The sequence below is a fragment of the Streptomyces sp. Root1310 genome, assembly GCF_001426425.1.
Lineage (GTDB): Bacteria > Actinomycetota > Actinomycetes > Streptomycetales > Streptomycetaceae > Streptomyces.
In genome coordinates this window covers 57703-74841 of the sequence record NZ_LMEQ01000031.1, presented here as the reverse complement: position 1 = coordinate 74841, position 17139 = coordinate 57703, and the positions used below count along the sequence as shown (strand labels likewise).

The window sequence follows — 17139 nt, the reverse complement described above, 5'->3', positions numbered from 1 at the left end:
GCTGCTGGACGTAGGATCGGCACTGCGAAAGTGCAGACCGGCAGCCTATATGCACCTCTTGGCGATGCTTTGCCGGACCCGCGTGCGGGCCGGGCGGCCCTTCAGCCGAAGGCGCCGCGCAGCGCGGGCAACAGGGTCTTCTCCGACCAGTCCAGGTACGCGGGCTGGGTGTCCCCGCCGATCTGCACCAGCGCGATCTCCGTGAACCCGGCCTCGGCATACGGACGTACGGCCTCGACGAAGTCGTCCGGGTCGTCGCCGCAGGGGATCGAGGCGGCCACGTCGTCGGGCGTCACGAACCGGGTCGCCGCGTCGAAGGAGTCCGGATGCGGCAGTTCGGAGTTCACCTTCCAGCCGCTGCCGAACCAGCGGAACTGCTCGTGCGCGCGCCGCACGGCCGCGTCCCGGTCGGCGTCGTGGCAGACCGGAAGCTGGCCCACCCGTGGCTTGCCCGCGCCGCCGTGGCGGTCGAACGAGGACAGCAGGTCCGCCTCGGGCTCGGTGGCGATCACGAGGTCGGCCAGCCGGCCCGCGAGTGCGCACGAGCGCTCGCCGGAGACGGCGATGCCGATCGGCGGCGGCTCGTCGGGCAGGTCCCACAGCCGGGCCGAGTCCACGTCGTAGTGGGTGCCGTGCCGGGTCACATGCCCACCCTCGAACAGCGCGCGGATGATCTCCACGGCCTCCTCGAGCATCTCGTGCCGCACGTCCACGGAGGGCCAGCCGCCGCCCACCACATGTTCGTTGAGGTTCTCCCCGGAGCCCAGGCCCAGCCGGAAGCGCCCCTCGGACAGCAGCTGCATCGTGGCGGCCTTCTGTGCCACCACAGCCGGGTGGTAACGGAAGGTCGGACACGTCACGTACGTCATCAGCGGAATGCGTGACGTGGCCTGAGCGGCGGCGCCGAGCACGCTCCACGCGTACGGCGCGTGGCCCTGCGAGCGCAGCCACGGAAAGTAGTGGTCGGACGTCACCGAGAAGTCGAAGCCCGCCTCCTCGGCACGCACCACGTGGTCGACCAGGTCACGCGGGCCGGCCTGTTCGGTCATCATCGTGTATCCGATTTGCACCATGGGGCCCGAGTCCCCGGCCGCCTGGAGAGGAAACGGGCCCCGTGACGGGAAGCGAACGGTCGATCATCGATCGTCGGGCGGGACGGCGGCCCGGCCCGGTTCCGTCGATGACGCGTGCGGAACGACGAGAGGCGGCGCCGTCGCGCTCACGCGCTCGACCAGGGCTCCGCGGGCACGGCGCGCACGGCGCGCACGGCGCGCACGGTGAGAGGCTGCCGGACCGGCTCCCGACTCCGTCCGGACGCGCCTCTCCCAGGGCATCGCGTGCACTGTTGCACACGAGGACGCCCAGGCCCGCGCCGCGGGCCCGCTCCTGCGCACCGCGGGCCGGTGGCGGGCGGGACGGAGGGAGCTAGGCCCCGGGAGCCGACGTGCTTCGGCGTACGACCAGACGCGGGGTCATCGTGGTCTGCACCGCGTGTTCCCGGCGGCCCTCGACGCGCTCGATCAGCAGGCGGGCGGCGGTGCTGCCCATGTCGTGCCCGGCCTGGTCGACGCTCGTGAGCTGCACGGTGGCGAGGTCGGCGAGAGCGGTGTTGTTGTAGCCGACGATGGAGACGTCCTCGGGAACCCGCAGACCCAGTTCGTGAGCAGCCCGCCAGACGCCGAGTGCGGCGACGTCCGCACCCGCCATGACCGCGGTGGGCCGGTCCTCCCTGGTCAGCAGGCTGATGCCGGCCTTGTAGCCGCCCTCGTCCGAGTAGGCGGCACGGCAGACCTGGGTCTCGTCGCCGAGGCCGTGGCGGCCCATGGCCTCCGTGTAGCCGTTGGTCAGGACGATCTCCGGAGTGCGCGTCCATTTGCTGGAGCGGGTGCCGGGAGCCGAGACGAGGGTGATGTCGCGGTGGCCCAGGGAGACCAGGTGGTCCACGACCAGCCCGGCTCCCGTGCCGTCCGCGTCGACGACCGAGTCGTGCAGGTCGGAGCGGTCGTGGTGGCCGATCACGACGGTGGGCGTGGTCTCGGCCATGGCGAGGATCTCGGCGCGTGACGTACCGGGGGCGATGAGGATCAACCCGTCCATCTGGCGGTCGACCATGGCCTGGACGGTCTTGCTCTGGGCGTCCGCCCCGAAGCCGGCGGCGCCGACCAGCACGGTGTACTCGCTGTCGTGCAGCTCGTCACGGACACCGTCGAGGATGTCGGCGAAGAACGTGTTGCGGATGTTGTCGAGCAGGACGCCTATCGTGTACGTCCGGCCGCGCATGCCACGCGCGGCCGCATGCGGCCGGTAGCCGAGTTCGGCCATGGCGTCGCGGACCTTCTCCTGCATGGCGGTGCTGACGCCGTAGGCGTTGCGCATCACCTTGGAGACCGCGGCCGTCGACACTCCCGCGTGCCGCGCGACGTCCGTGATCGTCACACGTTTCCTGCGCTGTGAGCCCTGCTGCATGCGTCGTGCCCCCTGAACCTCTCTGTTGAATACAACGGTCTACACGATGAGTGCCCCGCCTCGCTAGGTGTTGTCGCCTTTTCTGCAGCGTTACGGCCTCATGTCTTGACGCCGGTCGAAGCTGCATGCACTGTGGTGCGCACTTCGGCTTAGAGAACGTTATACGAACCTCTCGCCGCATCCGATCCTCTCCGCAGGCCTTCGCCGTGCGCCTTTGTTCAACGATGACAGGGAGCCATGCTGTGATCACCGACTCGTCCACCGCCAGAAGGGCCCGCCTCGCCGGCCTGACCGCGAGCGCCGCCGCGATGGTCGTCCTCGTCTCCGCCTGCGGAGGGACGGGAGGCGGCTCGACCGCCTCGGGCAAGGACTTCGGCTACCTCAGTGTCACCGAGAACACCACCGTCAAGGCCGCCCTGACCACCCTGTCCAAGGGCGCGTGCAAGACCGCGAACGACGCCCAGCCGCTCAAGGTGGAGACCGTTCCGCAGGCGAGCCTGGACCAGAAGCTGCAACTGCTGGCCGGCCAGGACGCCCTGCCCGTGCAGTTCGCCGCGGGCAACGCCCCGGCGCTCACGCAGCAGCTCTACAAGTCGGGCAAGGTCGCCGACCTGGAGAAGAAGCTGACCGATCTCGGCGTCTTCGACCAGCTGGAGCCCGCCGCCGTGTCCACGATCAAGGCGCTGTACGGCGGCAAGGTCGAGGTGCTGCCCTACGAGTACAACATCGAGGGCATCTTCTACAACAAGAAGGTCTTCGCCGACAACGGCATCGCCGTCCCCGGTACCTGGACCGAACTCGTGGCCGCCGCGGCCAAGCTGGAGGCCAGGGGCGTCCAGCCGTTCTCCGCCTCCGGCCAGCAGGGCTGGCCGCTGACCCGGCTGATCAGCGGGTACCTCTACCGCAGCCTCGGCCCGGACGCGCTGCAGGCCGTCGCCGACGGCACGGCGAAGCTCACCGATCCCGCGTACGTGAAGGCCGCCCAGGCGGTCGCGGATCTCGGGAAGAAGGGCTACTTCGGCAAGGGCGTCGGCTCCATCGACTACGACACCTCGATGAACCGGTTCCTGTCCGGCAAGGCCGCCATGCTGTACATGGGCAGCTGGGCGCTGGCGAACATCGCCGACGAGAAGCAGAACACGATCGGTGCCGGCGACGTCGGCTTCATGCCCTTCCCCGCGGTCTCCGGCGGCAAGGGTTCGATCGACCAGTACCCCTCGAACGTCGGCCTCGGCATCACCCTCGGCGCCGGCACCTTCGACAAGAAGACCGGCGACTGGGTCTCCTGCATCGCGAAGAACTACGGCAGCACCGCGCTGAAGGACCAGGGCTCCATCTCCGGATTCAAGGTCAACACCGAGGTCGAGGACGCCAACGAGGTCACCACCCAGGTGCGCGACACCATCAGCTCCTCGAAGCAGAACGTGCTCTGGTTCGAAGCCCTCTTCAGCACGAAGGCCACCACGGTGAGCCAGACCAACGCGGCCGGCCTCGTCAGCGGCAGCATCAGCCCGGAAAAGTTCATGCAGACCGTCCAGGACGCACTGTCCGGCAACTGACGCGGCCCGCTGCTCAGGCGGACGCCTGAGCAGCCACCGCATCCCAGTCGGCATCTTCGAGAAACCGGACTTCATCCATGCATCGCGTACTTGGTGACCGCAAAGCGGTCCTGATCCTGCTGGGCCCCGCCCTGCTGGTCTACTCCCTGATCATGCTCGTCCCGATGCTGTGGTCGCTGGGGTACTCGTTCACCAAGGGCAACACCATCGAGGGCTTCACCGGCAACGGACTGGAGAACTTCCAGCACCTGTTCACCGATCCGGCGGTCCGGGACGCCCTGTGGTTCACCGCCAAGTACGCGGTCGTCGTGACGATCGGCCAGGTCGTCGCTGGCTACCTGCTGGCCCTGCTCTACGTCTTCTTCCTCAAGAAGGCCTCGGCGCTCGTGCGGACGCTGGTGTTCTTCCCGGTCGTCCTGCCGACCGTGGCGGTCGGCCTGCTCTTCCAGAAGTTCTTCCAGGTCGCCCCGCAGACCGGACCGGTCAACTCCCTGCTGAACGCCGTCGGCCTGGACTCGGTCGACTGGTTCGGCAGCGCCGGTCACGCCTTCTGGGTCCTGATCATCATGGACATCTGGCGCTCCATGGGCTTCTACGCCGTCCTGCTCTTCGCCGGTCTGGTCGACATCCCCGAGGAAGTGCTGGAGTCCGCACGGCTCGACGGCGCCTCCGGCCTGCGGCTCATCCGCCACATCGTCCTGCCGATGTCGTTCCCGGTGCTGATGTCGTCCCTCATCTTCAGCATCAACGGCACGCTCAAGGTCTTCGACTCCATCGTCGCCCTCACCAACGGCGGGCCCGGCAACGCCACCACCCCGCTGACCCTGTACATGTTCCAGACGTCGTTCACCTACAGCGACTACGGCTACGGAAGCACGATCGCGCTGCTTCTGACCGTCGTGTGCCTGATGGTGACCCTGGTCGTCTTCCGCGTCTCGCGGCGCGACCTCACGGAGGGCTGAACCCATGGCCATCGACACAACCATGAAGACCTCCGGTTCACCCAGCGGCGGCGGACAGGCGTCCTCCGCGGGCACCGGCCGACGGCCGCGACGCCGCCGTCCCGGCCGCGCCTGGGTGAAGATCGTCGTCGCCCTGCTGCTCGTCGTCGAGGTCTATCCGCTGGTGTGGATGTTCCTGACCTCGCTGAAGTCCAACAGCGACTACCTGAACAACTCCACCTGGAGCCTGCCCACCACGTGGGAATGGGGCAACTACACCGAGGCCTGGACCACCGGCAACATCGGTCTGTACATCCAGAACAGCGTCCTCGCCGTGCTGCCCGCGCTCGCGCTGATCCTGCTGCTGGGCACCGCCGCCGGCTTCGCCCTCCAGGTCATGGTGTGGAAGGGACGCAGCCTCACCCTGCTGATCTTCCTCGCGGGCATGATGGTCCCGCCGCAGATGATTCTCCTGCCACTGTTCACGGTGTACTTCCAGACCGGCCTGTCCGGCACCCTGTGGCCGCTCATCCTCACCTACACCGGCACCGGCCTGCCGCTGACGGTGTTCATGATGGCCACCTACTACAAGACCGTGCCCCGCGAGCTGTTCGAGGCGGCCACCATCGACGGCGCCGGCATCCTGCGCGCCTTCTGGACCATCAGCGTCCCCATGGTCCGCAACGCCCTGCTCACCGTCGGCCTGGTGCAGTTCTTCTTCATCTGGAACGACCTGCTCATCGCGCTGACCTTCACCAACAACCAGGACCTGCGCACCATCCAGGTCGGCCTGCTCAACTTCACCGGCGACTTCGGGGCCACCCAGTACGGACCGCTGTTCGCCGCCATCTGCATCAACGTCTTCGGCACCCTCGTGATCTACCTCTTCCTCAACCAGAAGGTGATGAAGGGTCTGACCTCCGGCGCCGTCAAGGGCTGACACCCCCTGCCAGGCCGCGATCCGGCCGGCCGCAGTCCGCCCCGCACCACAAGGAAGGTTCCCCCAGCCGTGCCCCTTCAGCCTGCCCCGGTCACGTTCGAGCACCTGCGCGACGGGCTCGGTATCGGCGTCGCCGAGCCCCGCCTGTCCTGGCGCGTCCCCGCTTCCCCCGCCTCCCAGAAGGCCTACGAACTGGAGCTCGACCGCGCCGGTGTCCTGCACCGCACCGGACGGACACCGGGTGGCGGCCAGGTCCTCCTTCCGTGGCCCGACCGGCCGTTGAACTCCCGCGAACGGGTGTCGGTGCGCGTGCGGGTGTGGACCGACGGCGCCACGGAACCGTCCTCGTGGAGCGAGCCGAGCACCGTCGAAGCCGGGCTGTTGCACGCGGAGGACTGGACGGCCGTCCCCGTAGGCCCCGCCTGGGAACAGGACCCGGAATCCGATCGTCGGCCCGCCCGGGTCCGCAGGGAGTTCACCCTCGCCGCTCCCGTGTCCCATGCCCGGCTCTACGTCACGGCGCACGGCCTGTACGAGGCCGAGATCAACGGCCGCCGCGTCGGCGACGACACCCTCTCTCCCGGCTGGACGGTGTACGGCGAGCGCCTGCGCTACCACACCTACGACGTCACCGGCCACCTCGCCGAAGGTCCCAACGCCATCGGCGCCTGGCTCGCCGACGGTTGGTACCGCGGCCGCATCGGCTTCGACGGCGGCTACCGGAACCTCTACGGCTCCGATCAGTCGCTCATCGCCCAACTCGAGGTCCACCACACCGACGGCACCACGACGGTCATCGCCACCGACCCCACCTGGCAGGCCGCCCAGAGCCCGATCCTGTTCGTCGGACTGTACGAGGGAGAGACCTTCGACGCCCGGCTCCACCACTCCTCCTGGTCCACCCCGCAGCCCACCGGACCGGACGCTGCCTGGGGACCGGTGGCCACCGCCGTCAGAGACCCGCGGACCCTGTTCGCACCCGGCAGCGCGCCCGTCCGCTGCACCGAGGAGATCCTCCCGGTCTCGCACTCCACCACGGCCGACGGCCGCCATCTCCTCGACTTCGGCCAGAACCTCGTCGGGCGGCTGCGCATCACCGTCGACGGACCCGCCGGCACCACCGTCACCCTGCGCCACGCCGAGATCCTCCAGGACGGCGAACTCGCCACCCGGCCCCTGCGCGAGGCCGTCTCCGTCGACACCTACGTCCTCGACGGCAGCGGACGGCAGATCTGGGAACCCCGCTTCACCCTGCACGGCTTCCGGCACGCCGAGATCACCGGCTGGCCCGGCGAACTCGCCGAAGGCGCGGTCGTGGCCCGCGTCCACCACACCGACATGCGCCGCACCGGCTGGTTCGAGTGCAGCGACCCGATGATCAACCGGCTGCACGACAACGTCGTGTGGAGCATGCGCGGCAACTTCGTCGACATCCCCACCGACTGCCCGCAGCGCGACGAACGCCTCGGCTGGACCGGCGACATCCAGGTCTTCGCCCCCACCGCGAGCTTCCTCTACGACTGCGCGGGCATGCTCGACTCCTGGCTCGGCGATGTCGCCGTCGAACAACTCCCCGACGGCACCATCCCCTGGTACGTGCCCGTCATCCCCGGAGGACCGGCCTGGACGCCGATCAAGCCCGGCGCCGCCTGGGGCGACGTAGCCACCCTCACCCCGTGGGTGCTCTACCAGCGCTTCGGCGACCTCGGACTGCTGCGTCGTCACTTCCCCATGGGCCGCGCCTGGGTGGACCTGATGGCCAGGCTGGCCGGAGAGAGCCGCCTGTGGGACAGCGGTGACCAACTCGGGGACTGGCTCGACCCCATCGCGCCCCCCGAGGACCCCGCCGCCGCCCGCACCGACCGGTATCTCGTCGCCACCGCCTACTTCGCCTGGTCCGCCCGCCATGTGCAGTGGGCCGCCCGCGAACTGGGCGACGCGGAGACCGCCGCCGAGTACGGACGCCTGGCGGACGAGGTCGCCGAGGCCTTCCGGGCCCGCTACGTACGGGCCGACGGCCGTATGACCAGCGACGCGCCGACCGCGTACTCCCTCGCCCTGGCCTTCGGCCTCCTCGCCGACGACCGGCAGCGCCAGATCGCCGGCGACCGGCTCGCCGAGCTGGTCCTGGCGGACGACGCGCGGATCGCCACGGGCTTCGTCGGCACCCCGCTGATCTGCGACGCGCTCACCGCCACCGGCCACGTCGACGTCGCCTACCGGCTGCTGACCCAGACGGAATGCCCGTCCTGGCTCTACCCGGTCACCATGGGCGCGACCACCATCTGGGAACGCTGGGACAGCCTGCGCCCCGACGGCACCCTCAATCCCGGCGGCATGACCTCCTTCAACCACTACGCCCTGGGCGCCGTCGCCGACTGGATGCACCGGGTCGTCGCCGGCCTGGAACCGGCCGAGCCCGGATACCGCACCATCCGCTTCAGCCCGCGCCCCGGCGGCGGCATCACCTGGGCCAAGGCCACCCACGAGACCCCCTACGGCACCGCCGCAGTGTCCTGGGAACAGACGGCGACCGGCCTGAGCGTGCACGTCACCGTCCCCAGCGGCTGCCAGGGCGTCCTCGAACTGCCCGGCCGCGCCCCCCTCACCGTCGGACCCGGTGCGCATCACCTCGACACGGGCGATCTCGACCGCACCGCCGCGTAGCCGCGCCCCGAGGCCGGGCAGGCGAGCCCGGCCGGTCTTCACGCCCCTCGAGCTTTCCTCCGTCACGCATGCCTGATGGCACCCGTCGGCGGAGGAGGGAAGAGAGGGCGGCGCGGGGACGTGCCTGACCCCGTCCCCGCGCCGCCCTCCGGCAGCAGTTCCCGACCGGCCCTCGATCCGGGGCAGCGCCGCACGGTGGCCGTCACGGTCACCCGGCGCGCGTTGTCCTACTGGGACGAGTCCGAGAGCCGGTGGGTGACCCCGGCCGGCCGGGTTCCCGTCTACGTGGGCCGTTCGGTCACCGAGGCCGAGTACGCCGGGACCATCACCGTCCGCTAGCCCGTCACACCCCGAGGGGCGGTCCGGACCGGCAGTGCGGCCGAGGAACGCCGAGTGGCGTAGGTCTGCCGCACTGTTCCGTGTCTTGTAGTTGCCGCTTCCCGACGGACAGGCGTCGGACGTCGTCGTGAGTGCGAGACCCGGGTCGCCGACGTTCGTGACGGCGTAGTAACCGTTGCCGGCGTCCGTCACGTTTCAACGGCACTGTCTTCGGGGCGGCGTGCGTCAATCACGGGGCCGCGGCGATACCGGCGACCGCCAGCAGGAGCGCGCGGGGGCGGTCCCGGTAGGCCACCTTGCGGTCCAGAGGCCGAGCACCACGTTCCCGGCCCGCCACCCGACGGCACGCGTGCACCGCGTCGGCTGCGTTCGCCGCACGCATCGCGCCGGTCCCCGGTCAGGCGGCCGAACCCGGCCGGAAGGTCCGCAGGAACGTGTTCAGCGCCTCGCGGTTGGCGCTCTTGCGCCAGTCCGCCGCGGGTGTCGTCCAGCGCAGCGAGAAACTGCGGTTCCCGCCGAGGAGGAAGCCCCGGCCGAACGTGCGCACCTGGGCGCCGTCGGCGTCCATGAGCCATTCCATGTCGGCGGCCTTGTACCCCTGGTACGTCGTCGCCTCGATGTCGCCGAGCCGACGGAAACCGTCGTCCTTCTCGAGATTGGGCTCGACGTCCTCGCGCCAGACGGCCACCGGGTCCGGTCCGGCGCTCTCGCTGTAGGTCACCGCGAGGGTGCGCGGATCGCCGCTCGCCCCGAAGGTGACCCGGTACGCCTCATCGGTGCCGCGCGTCGTCTCCAGCGGCTTCCAGCCCTCGGGGAGCGCCACCGAGAAGCCCTCGGGGGCGCGGTACACGCGGTAGCCCTGGGGGAGGGCGTCGGCGGTGGCCGGCGCCGAGGGGGAGGATTCCGGGGACTCGCTGGGCGACGGGGTGCCCGACGCGGTCGGCGTCGGCGTCGCGGAGTCTCTTTCCCCGGCGTCCTCGCCGGGCGCCGCGGCGGAGGCGGACGGCCGGGCCGGCGCGCCGCCGCCCGCGGTGTCGTCGCTGTCGGGCAGCTGGTGGGTCACGGCGAGGGCGGCGGCCGCCACGGTGACGACGGCCAGCGCCGTCCCGGCCGCCATGGCCCGGCCGCCCCACCGCGGACCGACGTACCGGGCGGCGGCGCAGGCCCGCTTCAGCCGGGGGGCCTGCATGACGGCGTGCGGGTCCTCGTCCAGCACCCGGGTGAGGGACTGGCGCACGACCGTTCTGGTCAGCCGCTCCCGGGAGTCCTTGCGAAGCAGCCCCTGCACGGTCGGGGTGAGCGAGCCGGCCCGCAGCGGGGTGCGCAGCGGCAGCCGGTCCACCCCCTTCAGCGTGCTCTCGGGCCGGTCCCGGTCCCGGTACGGTGGCCGCCCCTCGACCATCGTGTACAGGATCGCGCCCAGCGCCCACAGGTCGGCAGCCGGACCGATCCGGTCGTCCCGGGCCTGCTCGGGCGAGGCGTACGCCGGGGCCGCCACCCGGGGGGCGAGGGTCGCGCCCGCCAGCCCGAACCCGGTGAGCACGAGGGGGCCCCGGGCCCGCACGAAGATCTGCCCGGGGCTCAGCTCGCCGTGGGTGATGCCCTCACCGTGCGCGACCTCGAGCACGTCCAGCAGCTGCAGCCCGATCGCCGCCGCCTTCGCCGGACTGAACGCCCCCTTCTGATGCAGGAGTTGACTCAGTGGCAGGCCGTCGATCCACTCGGTGACGGTCCACAGGGACCCCGCCTCCTCCACGGCGTCGACGACCGCGGCGATCCGGCCGGGACACAGCCGCGCCATCGTCTCCGACATGCGCATCACCCGGTCGGCGGCCTGGCGGGCCTTCTCCTCGCCCTGGCCGGCGGGCAGCCCGATCCTGGTGACCAGGCAGGGCCGGGCCGTCCCGGTGTCCTCGACGTACTCGCCGTACCAGCCGACGCGGTTCGTCTCCCGGTGGACGACGTCGAGCAGCCGGTACCTCCCGGCGACCCACTCGTGCGTGGAGACGTGCGTCTTGACCATGGCCATCCCTCGCTGAACCGCCGGTACTCACCTTTCCCAGTGGTACGACCGGCGCGAGGGGGTCCGTTCAAATTGACCGCAACTCCGGTGTGATTCCTGTCTTTTATTCAAAAAGGGCGCCGCTTTGGGTCGAGTGCATGTACGAGAAAAGGGAATTGCCGAGGGTCGTCCTACGTCCGTCCTGCGGTGTAACCAGCGGTAAACAAGCCGGGCGGGGGTGGATGAGGTTCCCGGGAACGACCTTCTGGACCGTGATGCATTCCTGCTCGGCGGCCCTCCCGGCGTTTTTCCCAATCGGGCGGAGTCGCCTCGGTACAGCGGTCCGGTCGGGGACCGCGGAAGCGTGTTCCGCGAGCACGGCCGGGCCCGTCAGAGGTCCCGGCGCACCGCGAAGCCGATGAGGCAGCGCAGATCGCCCACGGCGTCGGCGGCCAGCGGGACGGCCGCAAGTGCCGACTCGGCGGCGGCGACCTGCCGGGCCGCCTCGGCCAGGGCCGCGGCACGGCCACCCGCCGCCTCGGCCAGCGCTGCCGCCTCACCCGGGTCGCCGCCCCGCTCCAGAAGCGCGGCCAGCCGACGCGCGGCGGGAGCGGGTGAGTCCAGCGCGGCCAGCACCGGGAACGTCTTCTTCCGCTCACGCAGATCGCCGTGGACGGGCTTGCCGGTCACCGACGGGTCGCCCCAGATGCCCAGCAGATCGTCGACCACCTGGAACGCGATCCCCAGATGCCTTCCCGCCCGGTCCAGCGCGTCCGCCACGGCCGGGGACGCGTTACCCAGCACCGCCCCCAACGCGGCCGCACAGCCGAGCAGCGCACCGGTCTTGCCCTCGGCCATCTTCCGGTAGGCGTCAGGGCGCACCCGCTCCGGCCCCGACCAGGGCCGCGCGGCGAACAGCAGGTCGTCGGCCTGTCCGCGGACGAGGTCCCCGAGGGCGCCGGACAGCAGCCGTACGGCGTCGGCGCCGGCCGGGGGCGGCTGGAGCGCGAGGGTCTCCACCGCCAGGGCGAACAGGGCGTCACCCGCCAGGACCGCCGGTCCCGTGCCGTACGCCTTCCACACCGTGGCACGTCCACGCCGGGTCGGATCGCCGTCCATGATGTCGTCGTGCAGCAGGGAGAAGGCGTGCACCAGCTCCACCGCCACCGCTGCGGGCACCCCGGTCCGGGCGGGCGCACCGGCCGCCTCGGCGCCGAGCACCGCGAGGGCCTGCCGTATCCCCTTGCCTCCGGAGCCGGTCGCGGGCACGCCGCCGACCCCGCACCAGCCGAAGGAGTAGCCGGCCATCTCGCCCACCCACGGGTGCGACCGCCCCACGGCCTCCACGAGCGCGGGTCGCACCAACGCCCGGCAGCGGGCGAGGATCCGCGGAGCGCGGGACCGGGTCGCGGTGGCTTCCCGCACCGTCGTGTCCAGCGCGGTCACCGGCCGACCGCCGCGTGCTCGTCGGAAACCCCGGTGCTGGTCGAGGGTGTGGGTGTGGGTGTGGGTATGGCCGTGTGCGTGGCTGCGGGTGCGGGGGTGCATGCGGGAGTCGGAGTCGGCTCGGGTGCCGGTGCCGGTGCCGGTGCGGGAGTCGGAGCAGGTGCCTGTGCCGCTGTCGCCGGTACGGACGTCTCGACCCCCAGCTCGGTCTGCGCCCGGGCGACCATCTCCCGTGCGTGCCGCAGCCCGATGCGCTCCAGCTCCCGTGCCAGCTCGGCCAGTTCGGCCGCCGTCTCCCCGCGGTCGCGGCCCAGCCGGGCCAGCGCCTTCGTCAGGCCGAGCCGGGAGAGGGCCTCGCCGCGCGGCTCGCCCATGGCGCGGAACTCGTCGAGCGCCTGCGTGTACAGCCGCCGGGCCTCGGGGTAACGCCCCGCCCGGTACAGGACGTTGCCGCGCATCTTGTGGTTGTAGGCCAGCGCGCCGGTCAGGTTCATCGCGCGGCAGGACTCCTCGGCCTCCGCCAGCAGGCCGAGCGCGCGTTCGGTGTCCCCGTCCCGCGCGGAGACGATGTCGGCCAGCCCGCGCAGCGCCCAGGCGTGACCGCGGCGGTCCTCGGCGCCCTCGGCGATCCGCGCCGCCTCCTCGAAGAGGGCGTACGCGGTGTCGTGGTCGCCGGAGTTGCGGTGCATCTGCGCGATGCCCTCCAGGGCCCACACCGTGTGCCGCGCCTCGCCGCGCCTGCGCGCCTCGGCCAGCAGCTGCTCGTGCAGCCTGCCCACGGCCTCGTAGTCGCCCTGGATGCGCCCGGTCTCCGCCAGCCCGGCCAGCGAGTAGCCGCGGACCACGATGTCGCCGCCCCGCTCGCCCAGATCGGCGGCGAGCCCCAGCAGCCGCCGGGCCAGCGGGAACGCGCCCCGCTGCCGGGCCAGGGTGCCGCCGCTCCACAGGGCCCACGCCATCGCGGCGATGTCACCGGCGTCCCGGGCCGCCCGGTAACTCGCCTTCCACGCCCGGTCGGCCTCCCGCACCTGTCCCAGACGCCGGTGCGCCTCGGCGACCGCGAGCCCCGAGCGGGCCGCCTCGCCGTGTTCCCCGGCCTCCTCCGCCGCCCGCAACCGCTCGGTGCCGACGGCCAGTACGTCGTCCAGCGAGGAGTTCACGGACAGGGTGGTGAGAGCGCCCTGGTACTCCGGGGCGAATGCCTTGCCGTACATCGGTTCCCTTCGGCAGACCACCGGGTGTGCACATATGCACTCTGTGTATACACGGTGGGTATAGTGCGTGTACTGCCGGTCAAGACGCGGGCACGGTGAGGGGGGTTGCCTGTGAGGCGTAGATCACTCTCGGGGGCTGGTGGGGTGTCAGGTGCCGATGAGCTGTGGCCGGTACGTGCCCGAGGGCGCGCCGCCCGGGAAGCCGACGCCGTTGTGGGCGACTGCGGGTTGGCGATGTCGGCCCGATGACCAGGACTGTTCAGCCAGGCGTCCGTCACTTCGGCGGGCACGCGCCGACCACAGGCGGTGTCCTCCCCGACGGTCCGCAGGGTGCCTCCCGGAACCGGCACGTGCGTCCTGCCGCCACGGTGTCGTCGTACGGCCCCCGCCGCAGGTCTGTCCGGACGACGGGCCGCAGGCTCCCGGGGTCCTCGCCCGCGTCCGGACGCCCGCCCGCCGGTCGTGGCCGGGCCGAGGGCGCCGGGATCAGCCCGAGGTGCCGGGCTCCGCTTCGAGCAGCCGCTCGCGGTAGGCGATCGCCACGGCCTCCGTGCGGCTCGCCGCGCTCAGCTTGGCGAGGATGTTGGAGACATGCACGCTCGCCGTCTTGCCGCTGATGAACAGCTCCTCGCCGATCTGCCGGTTGCTCCGGCCGAGCGCGAGCAGCCGCAGCACGTCCCGCTCCCGGGCCGTCAGAGCGACCGGGCCGCCGGGGGCGGCGGACCGGCCGTCGGTGAGGCGCCCACGCCGGATCAGGTCGTCCGCCCGCTCCGACAGGGGTGTGGCGCCCAGCCGTCCGGCCGTCGCCCGGACGGCGCGGGCCTCGGTGGCCGCGTCCTCGCGCCGGCCGGCGGCCAGCAGGGCCTGCGCGTGCCGCAGTCGGCAGCGGGCCAATTCGTAGGCGTCGCCGTAGCCGAACGCCGCCACCGTCCTCTCCCAGGCCGCCGGATCGGGCCCGGTGGCGGCCCATGCCCACTCGGCCTCCGCACGGGCCAGCCAGGCGCGCCCCTCCGGGCCCTGCGGCACGCCGGTCGCGCCCCGCAGGGCCACCGACCTGGCCGGTTCCAGGAGTTCCGTCGCGATCGCCGACCAGCGGTCGGCCGCCGCCCCGTCCCCGTCGCGTCGCGCCGTGGCCGCCGCATCGGCGACGGCCGTGAGGGCGAGCGCGGTGAGCCGGACCGTGACGTCCGGGAGCGTGCCCGCGTCGTCCGTGAGGGCTTCGAGCGAGGACTGCAGCCGGGCCACCGCCGCCTCGGCGTCACCGCTCTGCGCCGCCGCGTCGGTCAGCACGATGCCCGCGACGAGCGCCGCCATCCAGTCGAAGCGCCCCTCGATCAAGGCCCGGGCCCGGTCGGCGACGCCCTTGTCGCCGCGTGCCAGACCCACGTACAGGGCGGGCCCCACCGCGTAGCCACCCGATGCCGGCAGCACCGCCAGGTCGGTCTTCGCCGTGCGCAGACACTCGTCCCAGCGGCCCAGCGTGTAGAGCACCAGCAGCTGGAGGTACCGCATCTCCAGCGGGTACGGCGAGGACAGCAGACCCGCCCGGCGGGCGCGGTCCAGGCCCTCGGCCAGCCAGGGCAGGCACTCCGCCAGCTCCCCGGCCTCGAAGGCACCGATGGCCAGGGTGAACAGGGCCCGCATCTCCACCGGCGCGTTGCCGCCGCGCCGGGCCAGTTCACGCGCCTCCGCCAGCCGGGCGCGGCCCTCGGCGGAGCGGCGGCCGTCGCCCTCGAGGTTGGCCAGCGAGACCAGCAGGTCCGCACGCGCATCCGTGAGATCGAGGTGCTCGGCCGCGCGCAGCGCCTGGCGCGCGACCCGCAGGGCGGTCTCGGAGTCACCCACCTGACGGGCCGCCAGGACATGGGTGGCGGCGGCCCACACCCAGGTCGGCGTCGGCGGCTCGGCGGGGATCATCGCCAACGCCTCGCTGCTGTAGGAGAACGCGGCCGTCAGACTGTCGACGTTCATGAGCGTGCCGGCCAGCGCGTACCGCACCCGTGCGGCGAGTTCGGAGTCGGCGTCCTGGCCGACGCCCGCGAGCGCGGCCCGGGTCAGGGAGACCGCGCGGTGCGCCTCCCCGGCGTGCGCGGCCGCGGCCGAGGCGCGCAGTGTCAGCGTGACCCGGTCGGCCGCCTCGCCCGACGGAAGGGCCGTCGCGGGTACCGACTCCCAGAGGTCGAGCAGGGCTTCCAGATGACGCAGCTCCTCGGCGGGCGCGCCGACCCGCCGGGCGTGGTCGGCGGCCTCCAGCGAGGCGGCGAGTGCCTCGCCCAGGTCATGGCTCTCGCGATAGTGGTGGGCGCGCTCCGCCGCGGTCTCGGGCCGGTGGCCCCGGCCGGCCAGCAGCGCGGCGAACGCGCCGTGCAGCCGAGAGCGTTCACCCGGCAGCAGATCGGCGTACACCGCCTCGCGGGCGAGGGCGTGCCGGAAGGCGTAGGCGCCGTCGTCGCCCGCGACCAGGAGCTGGTTGCCGACGGCCTCCCGCAGCGCCGACTCCAGTTCGTCCTCGGGCAGGCCGACCGCGTCCCGCAGCAGGTCGTGTTCCACCCGCCGGCCGGCGACGGCGGCGGTCCGCAGTACCTGCTGGGCGGTGTCGGGGAGCTGCTCGACGCGGATGAGCAGGAGATCGGCCAGCCCGCTGGGCATGCCGCCCGCCTCCGTGTCGGTGGCCGCGAGCAACTCCTCGGCGTAGAAGGCGTTTCCCTCCGCGCGCTCCACGATCCGGCGCACCGTGGCGTCCGGCAGCGGCCGGCCCTCCAGGGCACGCAGCAGCCGGGTCACCTCGGCGTCCGCCAGCGGCCGCAGCTCCAGCCGGTCCACGGCGGGCAGCCGCACCAGCTCCGCCAGCAGGGGGCGCAGCGGGTGCCGGCGATGCAGATCGTCCGCACGGTAGGAGGCCAGGACCGCCAGCCGGTGACCGGAGCCGTTGCCGGCGGAGCGCTGGAGGAAGCCCCGGCTGAGCAGGAAGCGCAACAGGTCGCGCGAGGACTGGTCGGCCCAGTGCAGATCCTCCAGGACGAGGAGCAGCGGGGTGACGTCCGACAGGTCGGCGAGCAGCGCCGCCATCCCCTCGAACAGCCTCAGCCGCCCCTCTCCACCGCCGGACCGCGGCTCGGAACCCGTTGCGTCGACGTCGGTGCCGGCGCCGAGCAGCCGGTCGACCAGGGGGTGCGCGGCGAGGACGGCGGCGAACCGTTCGTCGGCGGCGAGCAGGCCGAGGATCTCGGTGAACGGCAGATACGGCAGCCCCACGTCACCGAGGTCGACACAGTGTCCGGTGAGCACGGTCATGCCCGAGCGGGCCGCCCGGACGGCGGCCTCGTCCAGGACCCGGGTCTTGCCCACGCCGGCGTCCCCGGCGATCAGTACCGCTCGCGACTCACCGCCCCGGGCGCGTTCGAGCACGCCGGAGAGCCGGGCGAGCTCCTCTTCCCGGCCGATGAACGGGGTGGCGAACACGGTCTGCGACACGGCCCCATCCTGGCACGCGCCACCGACAACGCGGCCCGCGACCAGGAACGGAGCCCTGCCGGGCCGCTCTCGGGAGCCCGGCCGGGACGAT

General features: G+C 72.2%; 12 protein-coding genes. 5 read left to right on the top strand and 7 right to left on the bottom strand.

All coding sequences use genetic code 11. From position 1 onward, the window contains the following. Positions 1-101 precede the first annotated feature (101 nt). Both ASD48_RS31015 and ASD48_RS31010 read right to left on the bottom strand, forming a co-directional pair. The gene (locus ASD48_RS31015; RefSeq protein ID WP_057605126.1) at positions 102-1073 is read right to left on the bottom strand and encodes an LLM class F420-dependent oxidoreductase; all 972 of its coding nucleotides are present in this window, start codon (positions 1071-1073) and stop codon (positions 102-104) included. Positions 1074-1425: 352 nt separating this feature from the next. Further along, positions 1426-2436, bottom strand: coding sequence for a LacI family DNA-binding transcriptional regulator (locus ASD48_RS31010; RefSeq protein WP_057605125.1), 1011 nt, complete (start codon positions 2434-2436; stop codon positions 1426-1428). A 272-nt stretch (positions 2437-2708) separates the two neighbouring features. Here ASD48_RS31010 and ASD48_RS31005 point away from each other — a divergent pair, with 272 nt between their 5' ends. From ASD48_RS31005 to ASD48_RS30985, 5 genes are all read left to right on the top strand, one after another. Further along, the gene (locus tag ASD48_RS31005) at positions 2709-4025 is read left to right on the top strand and encodes an extracellular solute-binding protein (RefSeq protein WP_107104451.1); all 1317 of its coding nucleotides are present in this window, start codon (positions 2709-2711) and stop codon (positions 4023-4025) included. Positions 4026-4102: 77 nt separating this feature from the next. After that, positions 4103-4987 (top strand): sugar ABC transporter permease, encoded by an 885-nt coding sequence (locus ASD48_RS31000; protein ID WP_057605123.1) that lies wholly within the window; start codon positions 4103-4105, stop codon positions 4985-4987. A 4-nt stretch (positions 4988-4991) separates the two neighbouring features. After that, entirely contained in the window at positions 4992-5906 is a 915-nt protein-coding gene (locus tag ASD48_RS30995) for a carbohydrate ABC transporter permease (protein ID WP_057605122.1), read from the top strand. 69 nt (positions 5907-5975) lie between these two features. Beyond that, a complete protein-coding gene (locus ASD48_RS30990) occupies positions 5976-8573 on the top strand; it encodes an alpha-L-rhamnosidase (RefSeq protein WP_057605121.1) in 2598 nt (865 codons plus the stop codon). A 120-nt stretch (positions 8574-8693) separates the two neighbouring features. Next, entirely contained in the window at positions 8694-8912 is a 219-nt protein-coding gene (locus ASD48_RS30985; protein WP_057605120.1) for a fibronectin type III-like domain-contianing protein, read from the top strand. Positions 8913-9141: 229 nt separating this feature from the next. Here the strand turns inward: ASD48_RS30985 and ASD48_RS44520 are convergent, their stop codons facing one another. The 5 genes from ASD48_RS44520 to ASD48_RS30965 form a co-directional block, all read right to left on the bottom strand. After that, positions 9142-9294: a hypothetical protein gene (locus ASD48_RS44520; protein ID WP_157880748.1), complete on the bottom strand. Its 153-nt coding sequence runs from the start codon at positions 9292-9294 to the stop codon at positions 9142-9144. Between the two features lie 15 nt (positions 9295-9309). Beyond that, entirely contained in the window at positions 9310-10941 is a 1632-nt protein-coding gene (locus ASD48_RS30980; RefSeq protein ID WP_057605119.1) for a serine/threonine-protein kinase, read from the bottom strand. 363 nt (positions 10942-11304) lie between these two features. Continuing rightward, complete coding sequence (locus tag ASD48_RS30975; protein ID WP_057605118.1) at positions 11305-12360, bottom strand: polyprenyl synthetase family protein; 1056 nt, start codon at positions 12358-12360, stop codon at positions 11305-11307. Continuing rightward, positions 12357-13574, bottom strand: a complete 1218-nt coding sequence (locus tag ASD48_RS30970) for a tetratricopeptide repeat protein (RefSeq protein ID WP_057605117.1) — start codon at positions 13572-13574, stop codon at positions 12357-12359. The genes ASD48_RS30975 and ASD48_RS30970 overlap by 4 nt, the downstream gene beginning before the upstream one ends. Before the next feature lie 486 nt (positions 13575-14060). After that, complete coding sequence (locus tag ASD48_RS30965) at positions 14061-17048, bottom strand: helix-turn-helix transcriptional regulator (RefSeq protein WP_057605116.1); 2988 nt, start codon at positions 17046-17048, stop codon at positions 14061-14063. Between the last annotated feature and the right edge of the window lie 91 nt (positions 17049-17139).

Excerpts from the sequence above, each read along its gene's own strand:
- ASD48_RS31015 (WP_057605126.1), bottom strand. The coding sequence starts at position 1,073 with ATGGTGCAAATCGGATACACGATGATGACCGAACAGGCCGGCCCGCGT.
- ASD48_RS31000 (WP_057605123.1), top strand. The coding sequence starts at position 4,103 with ATGCATCGCGTACTTGGTGACCGCAAAGCGGTCCTGATCCTGCTGGGC.
- ASD48_RS30995 (WP_057605122.1), top strand. The coding sequence starts at position 4,992 with ATGGCCATCGACACAACCATGAAGACCTCCGGTTCACCCAGCGGCGGC.
- ASD48_RS44520 (WP_157880748.1), bottom strand. The coding sequence starts at position 9,294 with ATGCGTGCGGCGAACGCAGCCGACGCGGTGCACGCGTGCCGTCGGGTG.
- ASD48_RS30980 (WP_057605119.1), bottom strand. The coding sequence starts at position 10,941 with ATGGCCATGGTCAAGACGCACGTCTCCACGCACGAGTGGGTCGCCGGG.
- ASD48_RS30970 (WP_057605117.1), bottom strand. The coding sequence starts at position 13,574 with ATGTACGGCAAGGCATTCGCCCCGGAGTACCAGGGCGCTCTCACCACC.